Below are 21,296 nucleotides of genomic sequence, written 5' to 3'. Positions count from 1 at the left end.
ATTTTTTTGTGTAAATGCTTAAAAATTACGCCATTAAGGTATCGTACACCACTACTTTTTCCCATAAATGACTGTATTTCTCTACAAAGGCTTTATGGATAGGGTGTACCTGGTAAGCATCCTGCTGAGCCTGGTTATCAAAGAACATCAACTCCGATACATCATAACTATGGTCCACCACCTCCCGTTTTTCGGTACCGGCCGGTGTGCCGATCAGTAATTGCCCGATCTCCTTAATGCCTTTTAAGGTTTCCAGTCCTTCTATCAGCTTAGCCCTGTCTTCGGCATTGCCTGCGTTTTTTAACCAGAAAAAAACATGGTGCACCAGTTTGGTCTTGCCGCCTGTGTCCGCGTTATTACAAGCCATGCCCGTGGCTACAGTGCCGGTGGCCAACACGGTGGCCGCCGCTAAAAATTTTCGCCTGTTAAATTGTTCCATCATAATAGCAGTTTGAAGTTAAAGATAATGCTTACCGGCAAGTTTCCGGTATATGGAAAGGTATTGTATAATAACCGCGGAGGTTTTACTGGTAGCATAATTCAATGGCAACGCTTTATGCAACATAGCCGGTGTTTAACGGGCCGCACCGTAATCCTGTATAAATATTTCCTGCTGCCGGTTAATATTGTGCAGTATCAGCCGGTCAATATCCAGGGTAAGGTATTCCTGTAACTGTTGCTGTAAGGCGGGCATGCCGGTAAATACGGGAATATTTTCTGTTACTTCTTTTTCCGATGTTGTTTGGGCTGCTTCATCAAACTGTTTTACTTCTTCCCAGTCTTCCAGTTTGTCGGCAGGTTGTATGTTCGAACGCCACTGGTCATGTGCACCTTTTGCTGCTGCGGTCTCATCACGTCCATAAGAAAAGCCGAACTGCAGGTAAACGGGTTTGCCCTTGCCCCCGTTATTACGGAAAGCTTCAATTTTATGTTTTACATCGTCAAGGGAGCCTGCGGTGGTTAACAGCCCATCGGCCCAGCTGCCGGCCCATTTTGCAGTTTCTTCCGATACGGCAGCCGCCAATAGAACAGGTTGCTGTTCCGGTAAGGTATATAACCTGGCATGGCTTACCTGTATGGTACTGTCCATATTCACTTCCTCGCCGTTCAATAGTTGTTTGATCACCTGGTAACTCTCCCATAAACGTTTATTCCGTTGCTCCTTATCCGGCCAGCCTTCACCGGTAATGGTTTCGTTAATGGCTTCACCACTGCCCAGCTCCATATTAAACCTGCCGGGGAACATTTCACTTAAGGTAGCGGCCGCCTGCGCTACGATGGCCGGGTGCAGCCTTTGCCCGGGTGCGCATACCATGCTAAAGGGCAGGGTGGTGGCCTGCATGGCAGCGCCAATCCAGCTGAAGGTAAAGCCGCTTTCACCCTGCCTTTCACTCCATGGATGAAAATGATCCGATGCATGTATCCCATCAAAACCGGCTTTCTCGGCCTGTTGCACCAGTTGTAATAAATGAGATGGTGCAAATTGTTCGTGCGACGCGTGGTAACAGATCAAAGCCATGGCCATACAGTTTATTGTTTAAAAACCCATACCGCTACCTTACCTGGTGCTACAGTAAAACCGGCTTCACCGGCCTCGTTTAAGGTAATTTCATGGGCAGGGTCGCCAAAAAGATCATACATGGTTTTACCGGCATTTTCTTCACCCATACTCATTCTTTTTTCACCGCCATCCTTATTGGTAAGCAATACGGCACAGCCGCTGCCGGGCTGGTCCTGGTTGCCCGCACGGGTCCAGCCAATAAGATGTGCATCGTCAATATAGTCCTGTTGGAAACCGTAGGCAGCCGTTTTCCGGGTATACATCATTGGTTCCAGCTCGCCCACAATAGCCAGGTCAATACCAAAATGCTGCCCGTCTTTATCATCTTCATAATGGGCGCCGTACAGGTCGGTAAAAAATACACAGGGAATGCCCTGTTCTCTTAATAGTATCAACGCATAGGCATGGGGTTTGAACCAATTGTCAACCCATGATTCCAGTGCCTGCAAAGGCTGTGTATCATGGTTGTCCACAAAAGTGATGGCCAGTTCCGGTTTATGTTGTATCAGCGTATGATCAAATATTTGCCGCAGGTCATAAGCATCGCCTTCCCTCGATGCATTGTAAAAATTAAAATGCAGTGGTACATCAAATAACTGTATCATGCCCTGCGTAGCATCAATATATTGCAACAAAGGTTCCAGGTCGGCCTTCCAGTATTCGCCTACACATAAAAAATCCCGTTGAAAGGTTTCTTTCAAATACGTTAACCATTGGGGAAAGAAGCCGGTGTTAATATGTTTCACCGCATCCAGGCGGAAGCCGCTCACATTGGTTGTTTCCACATACCATTTGCCCCAGTGCTTTAATTCCTCTATCACTGCCGGGTTACGGAACTCAATATCACAGCCCAGTAAAAAATCATAATTGCCAAACTTTTTTTCCATCACATCATCCCAGGTGCCATTGGTATATTCATTCATGATGATATAGATCTTGTCATCAACTTTAATACCGGTAAAGCTGTGCCAGTCCCATATATAACCGGAGTATTTACCCTGCCTGCCGGGAAAAGTAAAACGGGTATAGGCTTTAACAGTCTGTTCCTCCGAAATAATTTCATTCCGGTTATCTTCATTCACTTCTTTTACGGGTACATCCTCTTCCTCATCGGCAAATACTTTATGGTTCAGTACAATATCGGCCAGTATACCAATACTCTTATCATGAAAAGCGCCAATACAGGCCAGGTAATCTTCCTTTGTGCCGTATTTGGTGCGTACACTGCCCCGCTGGTCAAACTCGCCCAGGTCAAACAGGTCGTACACGGCGTAACCCGGTTCGTGTGTGCCTTTGGCGGATTTATAGGCCGGGGGTAACCATACATTGGATATACCCAGGTCGGCCATACGTTGTGACTGATCTTTTGCAAAATGCCATAAGTTCTCTTCTGCTGCGTACCAATGAAAAAACTGGAAAAAAGTCCTGTTCATATAATTTGTTGAGGAATGTTCAATTGATGATAAAAGATCCGGGCGATGAAAGATAACAAAACTTATGCCTTATATCAGCCGGCCTAAGATTATTATAGTATAAAGGTGTTATACTATTTTAAAAATGCCTTCTTCGTAAAAAGCATAATAAACAGCTTTGTCCACGGAACGGGTATCCAGGCCTGTAAATAAACTAAAAGCAGGTAGTATAAGTTGGTTAGGGGTAACTACGTAACAAGGGAGATTTAATCTTCTTTTATCCGGAAATTGTAAACTAACGCCTGGATGAATATGGCCGGTAATGTATAACCCGTTATCCGCCGAAGCCTGGTGCACCAGCTCAATGCCCTCTATATGCAGTGCGGGGTGAACAGGATGAATACCCATATCCTGCAATGCATAATCGGGAAAACGGTCGTGATTACCTTTAATGAGTATGAACCTGGTCGTAGTATATGGATGAATCAGTTCTTTCAGCAACCTGAGTTCGGTATTGGCGCCTGCATGTAAAAGGTCGCCTACCACTATTACCTGTGCTGGTTCGTAATGATCTATCAATGCTTTCAGTCTTTGCAGGTCCTGCACCGTTACCTGTGTGGGCAGGGCAATGCCGTTTTTCCTGAAATGCGCCGCTTTGCCCAGGTGCAGGTCAGAAAGGAGCAGGGCTCTTTGGGCCGGCCAGAAAACAGCCCGCTGGTTCGTGAGTATAAATGTTTCCCTGCCAAAAGCAATGGACTGTTCAATGATGGTCATCTTCTTTTCTTTGCCGGTTTTAAGCTGCGTTCCTGTAATTTCTGAATACGGCTGGCCAGGTCTTCGCTGGATAATGATTGCCGCAGGCTGTCCACTTTTATCGGAAAGCTCAGGGGCGTAAAGCCGTTGGCAAAAGTAAAGATGATTTTACTTTGATGAATACGCTGAAAAGCGGCTGTCAAACGTTGCTCTTCCAGTTGCTGGTTGAATACTTCGGTATAAGCCTGTCTTAATAAAAGATTATCCGGGTCATGTGCTTCCAGTACTTTAAAAATAATGCCCGAAGATGCCTGCAGGGATTTATTATTCTTCTGTGCGCCCTGGAAACGTTGTATCACCAGGCCGGAGATCACGGCTATGTCCCGGAATTTTCTTTTAGCCATTTCTGTTGAGTTGATACTGCTCACCACATCCTGTATCAGGTTATCCGGGCTTAGTATCTCCTGTAGCTGGTCATCCGTGAGTTTTATTTCGGTATCAGAAAAAAGTTCAAAGCCATAATCATTCATGGCCATGGAAAAACTGATAGGGTAGAGCCGGCTGATACGGAATGCCATGAGTGCCGCCATCACTTCATGGATCAGCCTTCCCTCAAAAGGATACATGAATAAATGGTAACCTTCCCGGGTCTGGATCAGCTCTACCAGGAACTCATCTGTAGCCGGTATATGGGATACTTCTTTTTGGCGGGCAAATAAGGGGTGTAAAAAATTCAGTTCTTTTTCTGTTGACCCGGGTTTATTGGATAAAGCTAATTTCTCCCTCAAAAAATGACTGAGCCGGGAAGTTAAGGGTAAGCGCCCGCCCAGCCAGCTCGGTGTAATTGCTTTGCCCGATGATGAACGTACATAAACGGTCATCTCTTTCATGCGTACCAGTTCCAGTACACGACCGGCCAGTATAAATTTATTACCGGGCTGCAGGCGGGTGATAAAATACTCTTCTATCATGCCAATATACCCACCGGAAATGAATTTTACTTTCAACATGGCATCACTAACAATCACACCCACATTCATGCGGTGTAACATGGCAATACGCCGGTTCTCCACTACCAGTAAGCCATCTTCCTGTTCCACTACTTTATGGTACTCTTCATAGTTTTTTCCAATGCTGCCACCCACGGTAATAAAGGCAATACACCATTGCCATTCATCAGCATTCATTTCCTGGAAAGCATAAGTACCCTGTATAACGGACATCAGTTCTGCTGCTTTAAAACCACCGCCAAGTGCGATGGTAATGAGGAACTGTACCAGCACATCAAAGGTCTGGACCACCGGCTCACGGTCTTCGATCACCTGTTGTTTCACCGCTTCTTTTAAAGCCGCTACTTCTATTAACTCCAGTGAATGCGTAGGCACTACATAGATGTTGGATACTTCAAAAGGGGAGTGACCGCTACGGCCGGCCCGCTGCATAAAACGGGCAACACCCTTGCTCGAACCTACCTGTATCACCGTATCCACGGGTTTAAAATCCACACCCAGGTCAAGGGAGGAGGTGGATACCACGGCTTTGAGTTTTCCCTCGCTCAACCCTTCTTCGATCCATTGACGTAACTGGCTGTCAATAGAACTATGGTGTATGGCTATCTGCCCCGCAAAATCCGGGTAAGCATCTAATAATAACTGGTACCAGGCTTCACTCTGGCCGCGGGTATTGGTAAATACAATGGTGGATTTGCTGTTGAGTATAATGGGCACTACCTGGTCAACCAGCCGGCCACCCAGGTGCCCGGCCCATGGTAATACTTCCACTTCTTCGGGGAATACGGGTATAATAGCGATCTTCTTTTTTTCTTTGGCAACGATCTTAATACGCTTTTGCTGCTGTGGTAACAATACCTGTAATGCTTCGTCCAGGTTGCCGATAGTAGCGGTAATGCCCCAGGTTTGTAGGGAAGGTAGCTGCGCTTTCAGGTAGGCGAGGGCCAGCTCTACCATCACACCCCGTTTTGATCCCAGCAGTTCATGCCATTCATCCACGGCAATACAACGTAAAGGGGTAAAGATGCGTTCTCTGCCTTTCTGTGCCAGTAAAAGATGTAAGCTCTCCGGCGTTACCAGTAATACATCGGGCATCTGTTTACTCTGCCGGGCTTTCTGTTTAGGATCCGTATCGCCGTTACGTACTTCCACGGTCCAGTCCAGGCCTATTTCCTCAATAGCCTCCTGCATGGCACGCCCCAGGTCCTTGGCCAGCGAGCGCAGCGGTGTTATCCATAATAATTTCAGTCCTGTTTTATAAGCCTCCTTGTGGTTCATGAAATCTATCAACACCGCCAGGAAAACGGAGAAGGTCTTACCAAAGCCCGTAGGAGCCACCACCATACCGCTGTAACCCGCGGCATATTGCTCCCATGTTTTTTGCTGAAAGCTGAAGGGGTTATATCCTTTGGATAACATCCATTGCTCCACAATAGTATAACCGGGTGTATGTTGGAATTTTTTTTTCAAATCAACGGATCAGTTTTTTTACATCCTCAATATCATCAATATCGGCTACTGTTTTATCTTTCCGCCACCGTAAAATTCTCGGGAACCTTAAGGCCACACCGGCTTTATGCCGGCTGCTGAACCCGATACCTTCAAAGGCAATTTCAAAAACCAGTTCAGGTTTTACGGTACGCACCGGCCCGAACTTCTCTACCGCGTTTTTATGCACAAAGCGGCTTACCTCCTGTATCTCTTTATCGGTAAGGCCCGAATAAGCTTTGGCAATAGTAACCAGTTGGTCACCCTGTTTTACGGCAAAGGTATAATCGGTGTAGTAAGCGCTTCGGCGACCGCTGCCTTTTTGTGCATAGATCAGTACCGCATCAATGGTCAGCGGGTCTATCTTCCATTTCCACCAGTCTCCTTTTTTTCGCCCGGTATGGTAAGGAGAGTCCTTGTGTTTTAACATTAACCCTTCACTATTGACGGACCTTGCATTTTCCCGGATCGTTTTAAGGTAATCCCAGTTGGTAGCATTAATAACGGTTGATAATAATATATTTGGGGATGGGTTATTCAATACCAGTGTTTCCAGTTGTTGCCTGCGTTGCGTTAAACTTTTGTCCCGCCAGTCTTCGCCTTCCCATTCCGGCAGGTCGTATACAAACAAAGCTACCGGTAATTCTTCCAGCATCTTCTTCGACAGGGTTTTCCTGTTCAGTCGTTTTTGCAACTCGCTGAAATTAAGTACCTGTTTGTCTTTATACACCAGCAACTCACCATCCAGTACAAAATTACCGGGCCATTGCAACAGGGTATTTTTTATTTCAGGGAACTGTTCCGTCACCAGCTCTTCCCCTCTTGACCATATAAATACTTCACCGTCCCGTTTAATAAGTTGTCCCCTGATACCATCCCATTTATACTCGGCCTGCCAGGATTGTATATCTCCCAGCTCTTCCAGGTCTTTTTCCAAAGCATAGGCCAGGCAAAAAGGGTAGGGCTTGGATAATTGTGTGTCGGTATATTCGCCCTGTACCAGTTTGTCAAATGATACTTCTCCCATCTTCCAGTCGCCCATAACACTATGGGTAATGGCATTGGCTTCTAACTGGTAATGTTTGGCAAGGGCATTGATCAGTGATTGCGAAGAAATACCCAGCCGAAAACTGCCGCCTAAGAGTTTATTAAAAATAAATCTTTCGGTAGCGGGTAAACTGTCCCATGCCTGCAGCACAAAGTCCTTCTTCTCTGTCTCCGTTTTATCCTTCAATGCAAGAATAAGGTCCATCCATGCCGCCAGGCTTCGTTCTGTATGCGTTGCGGGTGGCGGCAGTATCAGTGCAATAGTTTCGCCCAGATCGCCCACCGATGCATACGATTCACGGAATAACCATTCCGGTATACCGGCCAGTTCCATGGCCCATGTTTTCATAAGGGTAGTGTTCACACTGCGTTTGGGACGCTTGCCGGTGAACAGGGCCAGTAACCATAATTTATCTTGGTCGGTCGCTTCCGTCAAAAAACGGTCGATCGCCTCCAGCTTTAAACCGGTTTTGTTGGTACTGTCCAGGGCATTAATGAGATTGGCAAATACTTTCATTCGGGTAGCGTGTTGTCAGTTACCGGCTCTTCCGAACCAAATTCGGTTTGTACTTCCTCGGCATGAATGCCTGTTTCATTCAGGTATTTGGTAAAAACAGCTGTTTGTCCATGTGTGATATATACTTTCTCTGCACCGGTGGCTTTGATCACCTCAATCAACCCTGTCCAGTCCGCATGATCACTGATGGCAAAGCCGGCATCGGCACTACGCCAGCGCCTGGCGCCACGTACCTGCATCCAGCCCGAACAGATAGCAGTTGCTATATGGGGAATTTTGCGCAGGGAAGGAGCATCCGATAAAGAGGGTGGAACAATCACGATGCCCTTATCCAGGTGTTTTATATTTTCCTTCAGGTCAATTACCTCGTATGCGGGTAAACGGACACCGGCACTTTCGTATGCCTGGTTCAGTTTGCCAATGGAATAATGAACATGTAATGTACCAACGCCTTCCAGCGCCTTCATAATTCTTTGTGCTTTTCCTAAAGAATAACCCACCAGTACCGAGTTCTTTCCATTGGCCTGTTTTTGTAAAACCCAATCCTGTAATTGTTTATTTTGTTCGGCAACCGGTAACCAGTTGTAAATGGGTAAGCCGAAAGTACTCTCTGATACAAACTCATGGCATTTTACCAGTTCAAAAGGCGGAGTAATGCCATCATCCTGTACTTTATAATCTCCTGAAATTACGGTAACCCTTCCCTCATATTCCAGCCTTACCTGGGCCGAGCCAATAATATGACCTGCGGGATGCAAGGAAACTTGTACACCATTTATATGTATCGTTTCATGGTACGCCACTCCCTGTACGTTAATGGCGTCGCCGATCCTGGCTTTTAAAACAGGCACCGTATCCTGGTGGCAGAGGTATTTTTGCATTCCCTGCCGGGCATGATCGGCATGACCATGCGTAATAACGGCCATATCCACCGGCAACCAGGGATCTATATAAAAATTCCCCGGAACACAATAAATACCATGCGGCGTAAATCTGATCATATTACTGTATACAAGGCAAAAGCTATACCGAATGTTTGAAAGAGCCGGCTCCAATGGTCCAAGTCCACGAATTAAATCATATGCTCAATTGGATAAGACCTCTCCTTCGTCGAGGTGACATCATTTTATGGTTCGTGGGACACGAACCGTGGCTCCTCATCTGCTGTAAAACGCTGTAATACTATACTCTTACTTTATAATAATTTCTGTGGTACAAGACAGAAACGCTGATCAAAGGAAACAATTATTAATTCTTCATTCTTAATTATTAATTAAACCCCTCTACTTCTTCAACCTCCTCGTCTTCTCCTGTATCAGCAGCAAATTCTCTCTTAATGTTTTCTTCAGTTGTACTTTTAACAACTGCCCCATGGTTTTACAACGGGAAAAAATGTTGGTATTAAAATGCTCGTTCAGTTCATGTTTCAGCTGTTCCACTTTTTCCGGCGGCGCTATTTCATCCACTGCCATAATATTTAGCAGTTCCATTAACCGGTACCTGGAATTGGCTACCCGGAAGGCCATGGCCGATTTTTCCTCGGCCTGGTATTGTTCAATGGACTCCTTGTTTAACTGTGACAGGGTGGTTTGTACCAAGGGGTAATTCTCTTTAAAAAACTGTGGCAGGTACATATTCTTACGGCCTTCGTAACACTGCTGGTCAAAATCAATGGCGCGGATACGGTACTGGTAATCCTCTATATCGGGGGTAATATCTATCACAAAATTATAGCTGCGCATATCGCCCAGCAGGCGTACAAAACAACGTTCATTAAACTTGACAAACTCTTTTGCCAGCCTGGTTTTATTGGTCTCCGGTTTATGTAAGGTATGTTCGGTAAACACGTCGCCGGGCAGGCCCGGTATATGTTCCTCTACCAGGGTATTGCCGTGGGTAAAATAGGTAATACGGTTAGGCGATAAAATATGTTCCAGCTCCAGGCCGTAAATACGCGAAGCATCATTCAGTTTAATATAATAATGGTCGTAGTTGGCATTGAACTTATTCACGATCCTTATGCGGAAAGGCAGGGAGTTACCAAAAGTACAATAGTCAATACGGGCCACATCCAGCTGGTCAATAAAACTAAGGTCGCCCTCGGTTTTTAAAATGGCATAAATATGTACCAGGCCTTCACGCAGGTAATTCCATTCAGGGGTATCATAAATAGCTTTTTCCCAATGGGTGGGCTTACCGTCTTTATCTTTAATGGGGATGGACCAGGTAAAATTCAGCAGGTCTTTATGGGCAATAGGCAGGGTTACTTCGCGGCCATTGTGTTTCAGGTAAGCCTGTAACTTTTCTCCAACCGCATACAACTTTTTCTTGCGTGAGGGTTTGTCACTTTCCAGCAGTTCCAGGTTATTTTTATTCTCTAAAAAGCTCATAATATCAGTACAGCAACAGGAAGATTAAAAGTAAAACTGCTGTATCTCAAATGTAATACTATTAGCGGCTAAGTTGTGCAAGTAATTGGGTAAAGTAGGCAGGCGCTGCACAAAGGCGGCTGCCATACCAGCTAAAATATTCCCCGTCCACCAGGGCAATGGTGGTTCCGGGTAACAGGGTTTGTAAAGCGTTTACATGTTTTTGCTGAAAAGGGTAGGGCTCGGTGGAGAGTAATAATAATTCCACCTCTAATGACTGCAGTTCGGCAATAGTGGTTTGGGGGTAGCGCAGGCTGTTGGCAAATACATTGATACAACCGCAACGCTGCAACATATCATGAATAAAAGTATCACCTCCAACGGTCATATAAGGTTCCTGCCAGATCAGGTAAGCGGTACGTTTGGGCAGGACGATTGTGTCCATTTTATTGAAACCTGTTGTGATGGTATCTATGAGTGCTGTTGCCTTTTCTGCCGTACCTGTCAGCCTCCCGACGCTTTCTATCATATCCAGGGCCGATGGCAGGTTGGTTACATCGCTCACAAAAACGGGAAAGTCTTTTGCCAGTTCGTTGATCTCCGTTTCCAGGTTCTCTTCTTTATTGGCTATAACCAGGTCGGGGGCCAGGGCCTTTATTTTATCCAGGTGTAAATTTTTAGTGCCGCCGATAATGGTCTTTGTTTTTTTCCAGTGCGGGGGATGTACACAAAATTTGGTAATACCTGTTACCTGTTGTTCCAGGCCAAGGCTGTAGAGTAATTCGGTTTGCGAAGGAACCGTGGAAATTATTCGTTGGGGAGGTTGGGATAGTTGTACCTGCCTTTGTAGCTGATCGGTGACCGGAATCATACGGCAAATTACAATAATAAGTATCAATAGGGCTAAAAATCACCGCGCCCCCTGCCAAACAGCGTTCGGCAGGAGGGTTCCGGATATTAAACTCTTTTCATGGATCTTTGGATCACGGTGATGTTGGATAAATATGGTTTGTCTTAAAGACTTGGATGCTAGTTTTATCAATGGATTGGCGGACTTAATGCGGCTTACCAATGGACGGTTGGTTTCTAAAAAACGGGTCGGTTCAGAGGATTGAATTCGTGGAATTGCAAAAGGATAATTGGGTACAGGTTCTCGGGAAGTCGGATTTTATAAGAGGCTCATTTCATCAAAACACAAAACAAAAAAATAAGAAGTTGACTGATACTGGATTTTTGTATTGGTTTTAAAAGGATTTACTTGGACAAATTTTAAAATAGGATGATGGACGGTTAATTCACGTTATATTGGATTTTACAAAGATTGATCAGCGATCAATCAACTTCTACCACAAAAGTAGTATGCCGGTGCAAATAAATATAGAGCATTATTGCTTAATTTTTAAGCATCGGTATTTGCTGTACAGGTGCGTAAAATGACTTTTATCATATGTGGATTTACAGGTATTTAATATAGTAATTATACGAAAAACACTTTATGCAACCGTTTGCACAGGCCTTTTTAACCCTTTACGGCCTGCCCGAACAGGGGATTAGCGGTAAATACTGCAGTTTTTACCGTTCCGGTTTTTCGGGATTTGCGGTACATGCCCCAATTATTTCAGTCAATTTCTATACCCGTTCCGGTAAAAAAAATAACACAGATGGGGTATTGGAGTCAACAACAATAAAATAAAAGCGGCCCATGGCCGCTTTTATTTTATTCTCAATACTAAAGTCTAACTACTATAATCTATACACCGCATCAACTCCCCAGGGCCTGAATCACATCATATTTGGTAATAATATGATAATTGCCGGCATCGTCCTTACCTAAAACAGCACCGTTTTCTTTGGTGATCAATGTTTTAAGCTTCTCTACAGGGGTTAAAAAATCAACAATAGGGAAGGCCGGCTCCATTACTTTAGCCACCGTTTCATTCTTGATATCGGCATTGGAAAATACCTTCTGAAACAGCCCGCTCTCACTGATAGCGCCGCTTACCTGGCCATTGTCAAATACCGGGATATGCTCAATATCGTAGGTTTTCATTAATTCCACCGCTTTCGAAACAGGGTCCTGCGGGTGAATGGTGATCAGTTTTTGCGTGCTGGGGCGGCCGTTTACAATGTCCTTGAAGGATTTTACGTCCAAAAAGCCGCGTTCCATCATCCACTGGTCATTGTATATTTTACCTACATACCGGCTGCCATGATCATGGAAAATACATACTACCAGGTCGTCCGGCTTCAGGCTGCCTTTTAACTGCATCAGGCCCTGGATACAACTGCCGGCGCTATAACCGCAGAACAACCCTTCCTCCTTGGCCAGCTTGCGGGCCATCACTGCACCGTCCTTATCGGTTACCTGCTCAAACTTATCTATCACGCTCATATCATAATTGGCCGGGATAAAATCCTCGCCAAAACCCTCACTGATATAGGGGTATACTTCGTTCTCGTCTATTTCACCCGTATTAAAATATTTAGTTAATAAGGATCCATAAACATCTATGGCCCAGATTTGTATATCCTTATTCTTTTCTTTTAAAAATTGCGCTGTACCGGTCACCGTACCACCGGTTCCGGCAGTACAAACCAGGTGGGTTATCTTACCTTCGGTCTGTTCCCAGATCTCAGGCCCCGTGGTTTCGTAATGTGCCAGGCGGTTGGCCAGGTTATCATACTGGTTAAAATGGTAGGAGTTGGGAACTTCCTTAGCCAGTCTTTTGGCCACACTGTAATAACTTTTAGGATCATCGGGAGCCACATTGGCAGGGCATACAATTACCTCGGCGCCCACGGCCTTTAAAATATCCGCTTTTTCTTTGGACTGTTTATCGGTGGTTACAAAAATACATTTGTAGCCTTTTACCACGGCAGCCAGGGCCAGGCCCATGCCGGTATTACCACTGGTGCACTCAATAATGGTACCGCCGGGTTTTAATTTTCCTTCCGCTTCCGCCACTTCCAGCATTTTCAGGGCCATACGGTCTTTAATGCTGTTACCGGGGTTAAAATAATCCACCTTGGCCACTACCTGGCAGGGCAGGTCCCTGGTTATTTTATTTAAACGTATTAACGGGGTGTTACCAATTGTTTCTAAAATGTTATTCTTAATATCCATATCAGGAAAATTTTAATCGTCAGTTCTGTATGACGTTACAACAACAAGACAATATATATGGAGTAACAGTTACTTCGCTGAACTGTTCATCTGTAAATATATCAGTAATAACGGCAGGCAGTAAAGCTGCAAATATACGTGTTGTAAAAATTAATGATATAGCAGATATGTTAAGTTAACAGTAAATACGGTTCTTGCCGGGAGATCATACAAAAAAGCCGACCAGGGAACCACAGTCCAACGGAGCGTCGCAAGAGCAGATTAACCAGGGAACCGGACGTCGGTAACTACCTGAAAAACACCCCGGCTGACAGTAAATGACGGCCATAGAAAATCCACTGTTTAATTTGCATTGTTTCCCTTATTTTTGCTTCCCGTTTAAAAGGTATAAACCCTCAAAAAAATTAATGCCGGTGGCTACTAAATTTTCAAAAGAGACTTATTTGTACTGGTACGAGTTAATGCAATTGATTCGCCAGTTTGAGTTGACAGCAGAAGAGAAATACAAAATGGATGGTAAGATCCGTGGTTTTTTCCACGCCTATGTAGGGCAGGAAGCCATTGCTGCCGGATGTATGACTGCAACACGTGCCGAAGACCTGTTTATTACCGCTTACCGTGACCACGGACTGGCTTTGGCCAAAGGAATGTCGGCCGACAGCTGTATGGCCGAGTTATATGGTAAGGCTACCGGTTGTGCAAAAGGCAAGGGTGGCAGTATGCACTTTTTTGGTAAAAAAGAAAACTTTTACGGAGGCCATGGTATTGTAGGTGCACAAATTGGTACCGGTGCCGGCCTGGCTTTTGCTGAAAAATACCGTGGTACGGATAATGTGGTACTTTGCTTTTTTGGCGATGGTGCTGCCCGCCAGGGTATTTTGCACGAAACCTTTAACCTGGCCATGTTATGGAAACTGCCGGTTATCTTTATTTGCGAGAATAATAACTACGCTATGGGTACTTCCATTGAACGTACTTCTAACGTAATTGATATTTATAAACTGGCCGACGCTTACGAAATGCCTGCCGATCAACTGGACGGTATGAGCTCCGAAACCGTACATGAAGGCGTGAGCCGCGCGGTAAAAAGAGCCCGTGAAGGCAACGGACCTACTTTACTGGAAATTAAAACATACCGTTATAAAGGTCACTCTATCAGTGATCCGCAAAAATACCGTACCAAAGAAGAGGTGGACGAGTACAAAGACCGTGACCCTATTTCTCTGGTAAAAGCAACTATTTTACAGGAGAACTTTGCTACAGAAGCAGACCTTAAAGCTATCGACGACAGGATTGACGCTGTGGTGGCCCAATCGGTGAAATTTGCCGAAGAAAGCCCATGGCCAAACGACGACGAAGTTTTAAAAGATGTATATGTGGACCAGAACTATCCGTTCATCGTTGACTAAAACCAAAACAACAACAAGCAATCATTCCAACATTAATTTAAACTAACAATGGCAGACAAGAAACAGGTGGTGCAGGAAGCAACCGGTGGTGATGATGTAATCATAAAGGCCAAAGATTTTTGGCAGCGTAATGCAAAAGTAATCTCAATTGCTCTTTTACTGGTGATCGTTTTAGGCGGTGGCTGGTTTGTGTACAACCACTACTTTAAAAAGCCGAAAGAGGCCGAAGCAATGGACAAACTGTTCAAAGCCGAGGATTATTTCCGCCAGGACTCTATTAACCTTGCCCTGAACGGCGATGGCCAGAACCTGGGATTTTTAAAAATTATCTCTAAATACAGCGGTACCGATGCGGCTAATATGGCCAATTTTTATGCCGGCAGCTGTTATATTAAACTGGACGATAACGAAAAGGCGGTAACCTACCTTAAAAAATTCAGTTCAGACGCTAAACAAATACAGGCCCGCGCTTATAAATTATTAGGCGATGCTTATGGCGACCTGGGTAAAGGCAGCGAAGCCCTGGACTATTATACCAAGGCGGCACATCATTTTGAAGCGGACAAACAGGCTTCTGCCGAAGCTTTATTCAGTGCAGCTTACCTGGCCCAGCATATTTTAAACAAACCTGACCAGGCTATTAAACTGTATAAAGAGTTAAAGGAAAAATACCCCATGACCCAGCAGGGTTTTGAGGTAGATAAATACCTGGCGCAGTTAGGCGAGTACAACGCAAACTAATTTTTTTTTAGTTTACCGGCTGTAGTACTCCTATCACCGTTCCTTGCGTCGCACTCTTGTACTGTATCAATGCTATTCGGCAATGGTCAGTATTCTCCCGGGTGTATCGTAATTGTTGAGGCACAGTGTACGCTTTGTCAGGCAGGAAGTTAATTAGCAAATTATCTAATTACCAAATTACCTAATGATCTGTTATGGCAGATGTAAACAATAGTAACCTATTACAACTTAATACAGGCATTCTGAAAAAGGATGCCTGTGTTGTTTTGGTAAAAACCGAATGGAATGCCACCATTGTTGACGAGATGGAAAATGGCGCCCGACGTGTTTTTGCCGCCAACGGCATTGACAATATTATTACCAAAGTGGTGCCCGGTAGTTTTGAACTGCCCTTTGCCATTAAAAAAATATGGGATAACGCCGGCCTGGGTCAGCGGCCCGATGCTTTTATTGCAATCGGCACGGTTATCCGTGGCGATACGCCTCACTTTGATTATGTATGTAAAGCCGTTACCGACGGGGTGGTAAACCTAAACCTTACTTTACCGGTACCTGTTATTTTTGGGGTACTTACGGTAGATAATGAACAGCAGGCCCTGGAGCGGATAGGGGGTAAACATGGTCATAAAGGCGAGGAAGCCGCTATTACTGCCTTAAAAATGATCGGGCTGAATGTATCTTTAGACTAATAAGCCATACCGGTTCTTACTTTTTAATTTTACTTTTTTTAATTTGAACGTACAATTATTCATACCCTGTTTTGTTGACCAGCTTTATCCCTCTACAGCCTTTAATATGGTAAAAGTGCTGGAGAAGGCGGGTTGTACGGTTAGCTATAACACCAACCAGACCTGTTGCGGCCAGCCTGCTTTTAATGCGGGCTTCCGGGAAGAATCGAAACAGGTATGCGCCAAATTTGTAAAAGACTTTGAAGGCAGCGATTATATTGTAGCCCCCAGCGCCAGCTGCGTAGGCTTTGTACGGAACTATTATACCAAGATTTTTGATAATTCCTCCCAGCATAACGAGGTAAAAAAACTGGGCGAAAGATTGTTCGAGTTCTCCGAATTCCTGGTGAATGTATTGAAGATCGAAAACCTGGGCGCCAGCCTGCCCGGCCTCGCAACTTACCACGATAGCTGTGCCGGTTTGCGGGAGTGTAAAATAAAAGAAGAGCCGCGCAAATTACTGGCCAACGTAAAAGGATTGGAGCTGGCCGAGATGAACGATGTAGAAACCTGCTGTGGCTTTGGTGGTACTTTTGCCGTAAAATTTGAACCCATTTCAGTGGCCATGGGCGATCAGAAAGCCGATAATGCCCAGGCAACCGGTGCACAATACCTTATTTCCACCGATCTCTCCTGTCTCATGCATATTGATGGAGTAATGAAAAATAAGGGACTGGATATAAAAACCATGCATATTGCTGATGTACTGGCAAGCGGATGGTAGAGCTAATTAGATAATTTGGTAATTTGATAATTAGCTAATGAAAAAGCGCCTCTTAAACTTTCCTGCGGAAATGAATGATCATTTATTACTTGTATAATCCATAATCGGTATTTCTAAAAAAGATCAGCACATCAGTACATTCGCAAATTTTCTTTTATCTTCATTTATTATAGCACACGCCTATAAATATTAAATAAGACAGTATTAAATATTAACTCTCTCATGGCTTATTGGTTAATAAAATCGGAACCCTTTAAATACAGTTGGGACCAGCTGGTAAAAGATAAAAAAACATTCTGGGACGGTGTACGTAATTATGCTGCCCGTAATAACCTGCGTGCCATGAAAAAAGGCGACCTGGCATTTTTTTATCACAGTAATGAAGGGGTAGAGATAGTGGGTATTGCCAAAGTGGTGAAAGAAGCTTACCAGGATCCAACCACACCGGAAGAAACCTGGTCGGCTGTGGACTTTGCCCCGCACAAAAAACTGAAAAAACCGGTTACCCTGGCCCAGATAAAAGCCGATGAACGCCTGGCCAATATGGCCCTGGTACGTTTAGGCCGCTTATCGGTACAACCCGTAACCGACGAGGAATGGGATATTGTGATGGAGATGAGCGAAACCAAATAAGGATTAGTTTGTTATAGATAGTACAAAATCGGACGTATGGAAACCGGATCAGCTGTAAAAAATACCTTACAATTGGTTGAATGTCCCCGCGATGCCATGCAGGGCTGGAAGACCTTTATTCCTACCGAACAGAAAATTGCTTATCTGAACAGTTTATTGCAGGTAGGCTTTCACACCCTCGACTTCGGCAGTTTTGTATCACCCAAAGCCATTCCCCAAATGGCCGATACGGCAAAACTCATCCCGCACCTTGACCTGTCGAAAACCGACACAAAATTATTAGCCATCATTGCCAACCAGCGGGGTGCTGAGGAGGCGGTGGTATTTGATGAGATCAGTTACCTGGGTTTTCCTTTCTCTATTTCCGAAACCTTCCAGATGCGGAATACCAATTCCGACATACAGACTTCGCTGGAAAGGGTAGCTGATATCCAGGATCTATGTATTAAGAACAACAAGAAACTGGTCATTTATATATCCATGGGTTTTGGCAATCCTTATGGCGATCCGTATTCGGAAGAGCTGGTTTTTGAATGGGTGAACAAGATCATTGCACTTGATGTGGAGATCATCTCCCTGGCCGATACAGTAGGGGTGGCCACGCCGCAACAGGTATTTGATGTAACGGACTACCTGGTACAATCCTTACCCGATACTACCATTGGGGTACACCTGCATTCTACTCCGCAGAACTGGCAGGCTAAACTGGAGGCTGCCGTAAATGCCGGTTGCAAACGTTTTGATGGGGCCCTGAAAGGTATTGGCGGATGCCCTATGGCCGATGATGAACTGGTAGGAAACATGAATACCGAGTGGATGATCGACTACTTTGTAAAGCACAATATGGAGCTGCCCCTGAACCAGGAAGCACTCACCAAAAGCCTGCAGCTTGCGGGTAAAATATTCCCCACATCCTTATTATAATACTTTAAGTAGTATTTATAAATAATTATTAATCAGCTATAACAGTAATTTTTTTAGGCTGCTTGTTGAATACCGGTAACAGTATCACACTGATGCAACCAGCGATCAATACAATAATGGTTTGCGATAACCATAACAGCCAGCCAAAGGCTGTGGCAATACTTTGCGGCAGGCCATACACCATCATGGTACTCTCAATAAAATAAGCATAAGCGCCAATGCCACCGGGGGTAGGAACGATCATGCCGATGGTGCCCGCCGATAATACGGTAAGACTTTCCTTAAAGCCGAAATGACTGGTTTCCTGCAGGGCTAAAAAGCCTATATAACCGCTGCCCAGGTAGCCGGCCCAGATAACCAGGGTGAGCAATACAAAACTCTTACGCTTTTTCATATGGCGGATGGTGGTGAGCCCCTGCCATACTCTAAATACCAATGATTTTAAAGCAGCAGCCAGGTCGGCAAATGATTTCTTTTTTATGACCATCCATAAACCCATTACCAGGGCTATAATAGCCAGGCCAATAAGAGGAATTAAAAACTTACTGTTGGAGGAGCCGGTGGTTGGCGCACCACTGTTGCTGTAAAACCAGGTATCAATAAAACGGGAATAAAGGTCGGGCTGTACGGCCAGGGTGATTAGTAATACAGCGGCAAAACAAAAAGCATCGATCAGTCTTTCCTGTACAATGGTACCAACTAATTTATCGGCTGGTACTTTTTCATATCGGGCTAAAATGGTACACTTTAAAACCTCGCCCAGGCGGGGTACGGCGGTGTTGGCCAGGTAGCCGACCATTACGGCAAAAAAGGTATTACGTTTGCTGGTATGGTAGCCCATCGGCTCCATCAGCAGGCGCCAGCGCAGGGCACGGGCATAATGTGATAAAAGGAGAATACCAAAAACCGGGATGATCAGGAAGATCCTGGCTTCCTGTAAGGCATGTTTGATCTCGGCCCATTTTTCGGCATCAATATCTTTTACTGACCACCACACCAGGAAAAGCCCGAGGGCCAGGAAGAAAATATATTGCAGGATAATGCCGGGCTTTAACTTCATGATACGCTAAAGTAAACACTTAGCCACAAACTAAAAAGCATCCCTGCATTAAAAGCAGATTATAATTTATTGCCGTCGTTGGGGAATATTACCCAGGGTTTAAAGCTCTTGGCCGCCTCAAAATCCATCTGGGCATAGGAGATGATCACTACCACGTCGCCGGCCATTCCCTTACGGGCGGCAGGGCCGTTAAGACAGATAACGCCGGAGTTGCGTTTACCTTTAATAACATAAGTTTCTATACGTTCACCGTTGTTCACGTTTACCACCTGTACTTTCTCGTTCTCAATTAAATTGGCCGCATCCATCAGGTCCTCATCAATAGTAATACTGCCAACATAGTTCAGGTTGGCTTCCGTGATCGTTACGCGGTGAATCTTCGATTTTAAAACTTCTATTTCCATTGCGCCGCAAAGTTATGGGTTTGTATGTTACGGTTTTTTTAAACCGGCATTAATTATTAAAACCGGCCGTCTATGTGTACGGGCTTCACTTTAAAGGATGGTTCCGGAGCCGGTACAAAAGACATGTATAAATAACAATTGCCGGAACTAAAAGTTGGCAGTAATTGAGAGGGAGTAACAGGACGAGTTGTAGAATTTATATGTTTATATTTTATTGTATATAAATTTTGTAAGTATTTAATATTGAATTGTTTAATATTTATTTAATAGTAAATTTTTTGAGTCTGGAATGATAAATGAAGTATTAGTTTAATTATTAAATAATGATTATCATATATTTATGATAATTTGTTTACTAAAAATTATTATTAAGGTGATTAGTTGAATGTAATTATAATTTTAATAATATTATTTAATACATTAATTTATAATTATTTATAAATTTTTATTATAATAAAATATTATCAATTAATCGTACCTGTCCTAAAAAAGCAGCTACTACAACTATCAGTTTTGTATCGTTTTCGTACCGGCCCACCGGCTGCAGGTCACTGGCCCGGGCAAAGGCAAAATAGTCAGGTTTAAAGCCGGCGGCGGTCAGTTGGGCCAGGGCATATTCCTCAATTTCGGGCAGTGGCAGTTCGCCCGCTTTTTCCCGTGCATACTGAAGTAACTCATATATGGTAGGGGCCACCTGTCGGTCGGTTTCGGGTAAACGACGGTTACGGCTGCTCATGGCCAGGCCATCGGTTTCCCGCATGGTGGGGCAGATGATCAGTTCGGTACGGGTATCCAGTCCGGTCAAGTCCAGCAACTTCCTGATGACCATACATTGCTGGTAGTCTTTCTGACCCATATATAATTTATCGGGTTGTACAATATCCAGCAGGCGGTGTACCACCTGGCATACACCCTGGAAATGCCCGGGCCGGTGGGCTGCTTCAAAAACCTGGTCCAGGAACCCCAGGGGGTAGGCATTCTCCGGCAGGGCAGTGCCGTTGGGGTAGATCTCCTCTACCGAAGGAAGGAATAAAGCCTGCACGCCTGCCGCCTCCAGTTGAACAATATCGTTTTCAACAGTAATGGGGTATTTGGCAAAATCGTCCTTATCGTTAAACTGGGTAGGATTCACAAAAATGCTGCACACCGTAAACTGGCCTTCAGCAATGGATCTTTCCGTTAATTGTATATGTCCCTGGTGCAGGGCGCCCATGGTAGGCACAAAACCTACCGAACCACCGTTTTGCTGTATACGCTGCAGGTGTTGCTGCAGGGAGGCGATCTTTTTAAAAACAATCATAAAATGCTGGTTGTGAGTACTGGTAATACTTAAAATCGTTTTTCAATATAAAATAGTAACTTTGCAAACCTTTTATAAAAAGTACAACTTAA

Annotated in this window: 19 protein-coding genes; 6 read left to right on the top strand and 13 right to left on the bottom strand. The window is 44.6% G+C overall.

Annotation, left to right across the window (positions count from 1 at the left end):
* Positions 1–25: 25 nt before the first annotated feature.
* The 10 genes from ACFS6H_RS16660 to ACFS6H_RS16615 form a co-directional block, all read right to left on the bottom strand.
* Positions 26–442, bottom strand: coding sequence for a Dabb family protein (locus tag ACFS6H_RS16660; RefSeq protein WP_386101511.1), 417 nt, complete (start codon positions 440–442; stop codon positions 26–28).
* A 132-nt stretch (positions 443–574) separates the two neighbouring features.
* On the bottom strand, positions 575–1,519 hold the full coding sequence (locus tag ACFS6H_RS16655; protein ID WP_386101508.1) for a TIGR03885 family FMN-dependent LLM class oxidoreductase: 945 nt from the start codon (positions 1,517–1,519) through the stop codon (positions 575–577).
* Positions 1,520–1,530: 11 nt separating this feature from the next.
* Positions 1,531–2,994, bottom strand: coding sequence for an alpha-amylase (locus ACFS6H_RS16650; RefSeq protein ID WP_386101505.1), 1,464 nt, complete (start codon positions 2,992–2,994; stop codon positions 1,531–1,533).
* A gap of 108 nt (positions 2,995–3,102) precedes the next feature.
* On the bottom strand, positions 3,103–3,747 hold the full coding sequence (gene pdeM, locus ACFS6H_RS16645) for a ligase-associated DNA damage response endonuclease PdeM (RefSeq protein ID WP_386101502.1): 645 nt from the start codon (positions 3,745–3,747) through the stop codon (positions 3,103–3,105).
* Positions 3,744–6,206 (bottom strand): ligase-associated DNA damage response DEXH box helicase, encoded by a 2,463-nt coding sequence (locus ACFS6H_RS16640; protein WP_386101499.1) that lies wholly within the window; start codon positions 6,204–6,206, stop codon positions 3,744–3,746. Before ACFS6H_RS16640 ends, pdeM begins: the two co-directional genes overlap by 4 nt.
* Before the next feature lies 1 nt (position 6,207).
* A complete protein-coding gene (locus ACFS6H_RS16635; RefSeq protein ID WP_386101496.1) occupies positions 6,208–7,788 on the bottom strand; it encodes an ATP-dependent DNA ligase in 1,581 nt (526 codons plus the stop codon).
* Positions 7,785–8,789, bottom strand: coding sequence for a ligase-associated DNA damage response exonuclease (locus ACFS6H_RS16630; protein ID WP_386101493.1), 1,005 nt, complete (start codon positions 8,787–8,789; stop codon positions 7,785–7,787). Before ACFS6H_RS16630 ends, ACFS6H_RS16635 begins: the two co-directional genes overlap by 4 nt.
* Before the next feature lie 282 nt (positions 8,790–9,071).
* The gene (locus ACFS6H_RS16625) at positions 9,072–10,178 is read right to left on the bottom strand and encodes a hypothetical protein (RefSeq protein WP_386101490.1); all 1,107 of its coding nucleotides are present in this window, start codon (positions 10,176–10,178) and stop codon (positions 9,072–9,074) included.
* A gap of 61 nt (positions 10,179–10,239) precedes the next feature.
* Complete coding sequence (locus ACFS6H_RS16620) at positions 10,240–11,028, bottom strand: helical backbone metal receptor (protein WP_386101487.1); 789 nt, start codon at positions 11,026–11,028, stop codon at positions 10,240–10,242.
* A gap of 891 nt (positions 11,029–11,919) precedes the next feature.
* A complete protein-coding gene (locus tag ACFS6H_RS16615; protein WP_386101484.1) occupies positions 11,920–13,281 on the bottom strand; it encodes a pyridoxal-phosphate dependent enzyme in 1,362 nt (453 codons plus the stop codon).
* Positions 13,282–13,688: 407 nt separating this feature from the next.
* On the opposite strand from ACFS6H_RS16615, the gene pdhA reads away from it, so the two are divergent.
* From pdhA to ACFS6H_RS16585, 6 genes are all read left to right on the top strand, one after another.
* Positions 13,689–14,690 carry a pyruvate dehydrogenase (acetyl-transferring) E1 component subunit alpha gene (gene pdhA / locus ACFS6H_RS16610; RefSeq protein ID WP_386101481.1) on the top strand — a complete coding sequence of 334 codons (1,002 nt, stop codon included), beginning with the start codon at positions 13,689–13,691 and terminating at the stop codon, positions 14,688–14,690.
* Between the two features lie 48 nt (positions 14,691–14,738).
* Positions 14,739–15,431 (top strand): tetratricopeptide repeat protein, encoded by a 693-nt coding sequence (locus ACFS6H_RS16605; protein WP_386101478.1) that lies wholly within the window; start codon positions 14,739–14,741, stop codon positions 15,429–15,431.
* Positions 15,432–15,625: 194 nt separating this feature from the next.
* Positions 15,626–16,120 (top strand): 6,7-dimethyl-8-ribityllumazine synthase, encoded by a 495-nt coding sequence (ribH, locus tag ACFS6H_RS16600; RefSeq protein WP_386101475.1) that lies wholly within the window; start codon positions 15,626–15,628, stop codon positions 16,118–16,120.
* 43 nt (positions 16,121–16,163) lie between these two features.
* Positions 16,164–16,883 carry a (Fe-S)-binding protein gene (locus ACFS6H_RS16595; RefSeq protein WP_386101472.1) on the top strand — a complete coding sequence of 240 codons (720 nt, stop codon included), beginning with the start codon at positions 16,164–16,166 and terminating at the stop codon, positions 16,881–16,883.
* 222 nt (positions 16,884–17,105) lie between these two features.
* Positions 17,106–17,516 (top strand): EVE domain-containing protein, encoded by a 411-nt coding sequence (locus tag ACFS6H_RS16590; RefSeq protein WP_386101469.1) that lies wholly within the window; start codon positions 17,106–17,108, stop codon positions 17,514–17,516.
* A gap of 36 nt (positions 17,517–17,552) precedes the next feature.
* A complete protein-coding gene (locus ACFS6H_RS16585) occupies positions 17,553–18,440 on the top strand; it encodes a hydroxymethylglutaryl-CoA lyase (protein WP_386101466.1) in 888 nt (295 codons plus the stop codon).
* Positions 18,441–18,468: 28 nt separating this feature from the next.
* Here ACFS6H_RS16585 and ACFS6H_RS16580 read toward each other — a convergent pair whose 3' ends face one another.
* The 3 genes from ACFS6H_RS16580 to panC all read right to left on the bottom strand — a co-directional run bounded on the left by ACFS6H_RS16580 (position 18,469) and on the right by panC (position 21,204).
* Positions 18,469–19,500, bottom strand: a complete 1,032-nt coding sequence (locus ACFS6H_RS16580) for a lysylphosphatidylglycerol synthase transmembrane domain-containing protein (RefSeq protein ID WP_386101463.1) — start codon at positions 19,498–19,500, stop codon at positions 18,469–18,471.
* Positions 19,501–19,559: 59 nt separating this feature from the next.
* Positions 19,560–19,904 (bottom strand): aspartate 1-decarboxylase, encoded by a 345-nt coding sequence (gene panD / locus ACFS6H_RS16575; protein ID WP_386101460.1) that lies wholly within the window; start codon positions 19,902–19,904, stop codon positions 19,560–19,562.
* 448 nt (positions 19,905–20,352) lie between these two features.
* Positions 20,353–21,204, bottom strand: coding sequence for a pantoate--beta-alanine ligase (gene panC / locus ACFS6H_RS16570; RefSeq protein ID WP_386101457.1), 852 nt, complete (start codon positions 21,202–21,204; stop codon positions 20,353–20,355).
* Positions 21,205–21,296: the final 92 nt, after the last annotated feature.

It is taken from the genome of Terrimonas rubra (genome assembly GCF_042686025.1).
Taxonomy (GTDB): Bacteria; Bacteroidota; Bacteroidia; order Chitinophagales; family Chitinophagaceae; genus Terrimonas; species Terrimonas rubra.
Note: the sequence above shows the minus strand (reverse complement) of the source record. Positions and strands in the feature narration are given on the sequence as shown.

Bases quoted from the DNA above. Each gene is read 5' to 3' on its own strand.
- ACFS6H_RS16660 (WP_386101511.1), bottom strand. From the start codon at position 442: ATGATGGAACAATTTAACAGGCGAAAATTTTTAGCGGCGGCCACCGTG.
- ACFS6H_RS16655 (WP_386101508.1), bottom strand. From the start codon at position 1,519: ATGGCTTTGATCTGTTACCACGCGTCGCACGAACAATTTGCACCATCT.
- ACFS6H_RS16650 (WP_386101505.1), bottom strand. From the start codon at position 2,994: ATGAACAGGACTTTTTTCCAGTTTTTTCATTGGTACGCAGCAGAAGAG.
- pdeM (WP_386101502.1), bottom strand. From the start codon at position 3,747: ATGACCATCATTGAACAGTCCATTGCTTTTGGCAGGGAAACATTTATA.
- ACFS6H_RS16635 (WP_386101496.1), bottom strand. From the start codon at position 7,788: ATGAAAGTATTTGCCAATCTCATTAATGCCCTGGACAGTACCAACAAA.
- ACFS6H_RS16630 (WP_386101493.1), bottom strand. From the start codon at position 8,789: ATGATCAGATTTACGCCGCATGGTATTTATTGTGTTCCGGGGAATTTT.
- ACFS6H_RS16625 (WP_386101490.1), bottom strand. From the start codon at position 10,178: ATGAGCTTTTTAGAGAATAAAAATAACCTGGAACTGCTGGAAAGTGAC.
- ACFS6H_RS16620 (WP_386101487.1), bottom strand. From the start codon at position 11,028: ATGATTCCGGTCACCGATCAGCTACAAAGGCAGGTACAACTATCCCAA.
- ACFS6H_RS16615 (WP_386101484.1), bottom strand. From the start codon at position 13,281: ATGGATATTAAGAATAACATTTTAGAAACAATTGGTAACACCCCGTTA.
- pdhA (WP_386101481.1), top strand. From the start codon at position 13,689: ATGCCGGTGGCTACTAAATTTTCAAAAGAGACTTATTTGTACTGGTAC.
- ACFS6H_RS16605 (WP_386101478.1), top strand. From the start codon at position 14,739: ATGGCAGACAAGAAACAGGTGGTGCAGGAAGCAACCGGTGGTGATGAT.
- ribH (WP_386101475.1), top strand. From the start codon at position 15,626: ATGGCAGATGTAAACAATAGTAACCTATTACAACTTAATACAGGCATT.
- ACFS6H_RS16590 (WP_386101469.1), top strand. From the start codon at position 17,106: ATGGCTTATTGGTTAATAAAATCGGAACCCTTTAAATACAGTTGGGAC.
- ACFS6H_RS16585 (WP_386101466.1), top strand. From the start codon at position 17,553: ATGGAAACCGGATCAGCTGTAAAAAATACCTTACAATTGGTTGAATGT.
- ACFS6H_RS16580 (WP_386101463.1), bottom strand. From the start codon at position 19,500: ATGAAGTTAAAGCCCGGCATTATCCTGCAATATATTTTCTTCCTGGCC.
- panD (WP_386101460.1), bottom strand. From the start codon at position 19,904: ATGGAAATAGAAGTTTTAAAATCGAAGATTCACCGCGTAACGATCACG.
- panC (WP_386101457.1), bottom strand. From the start codon at position 21,204: ATGATTGTTTTTAAAAAGATCGCCTCCCTGCAGCAACACCTGCAGCGT.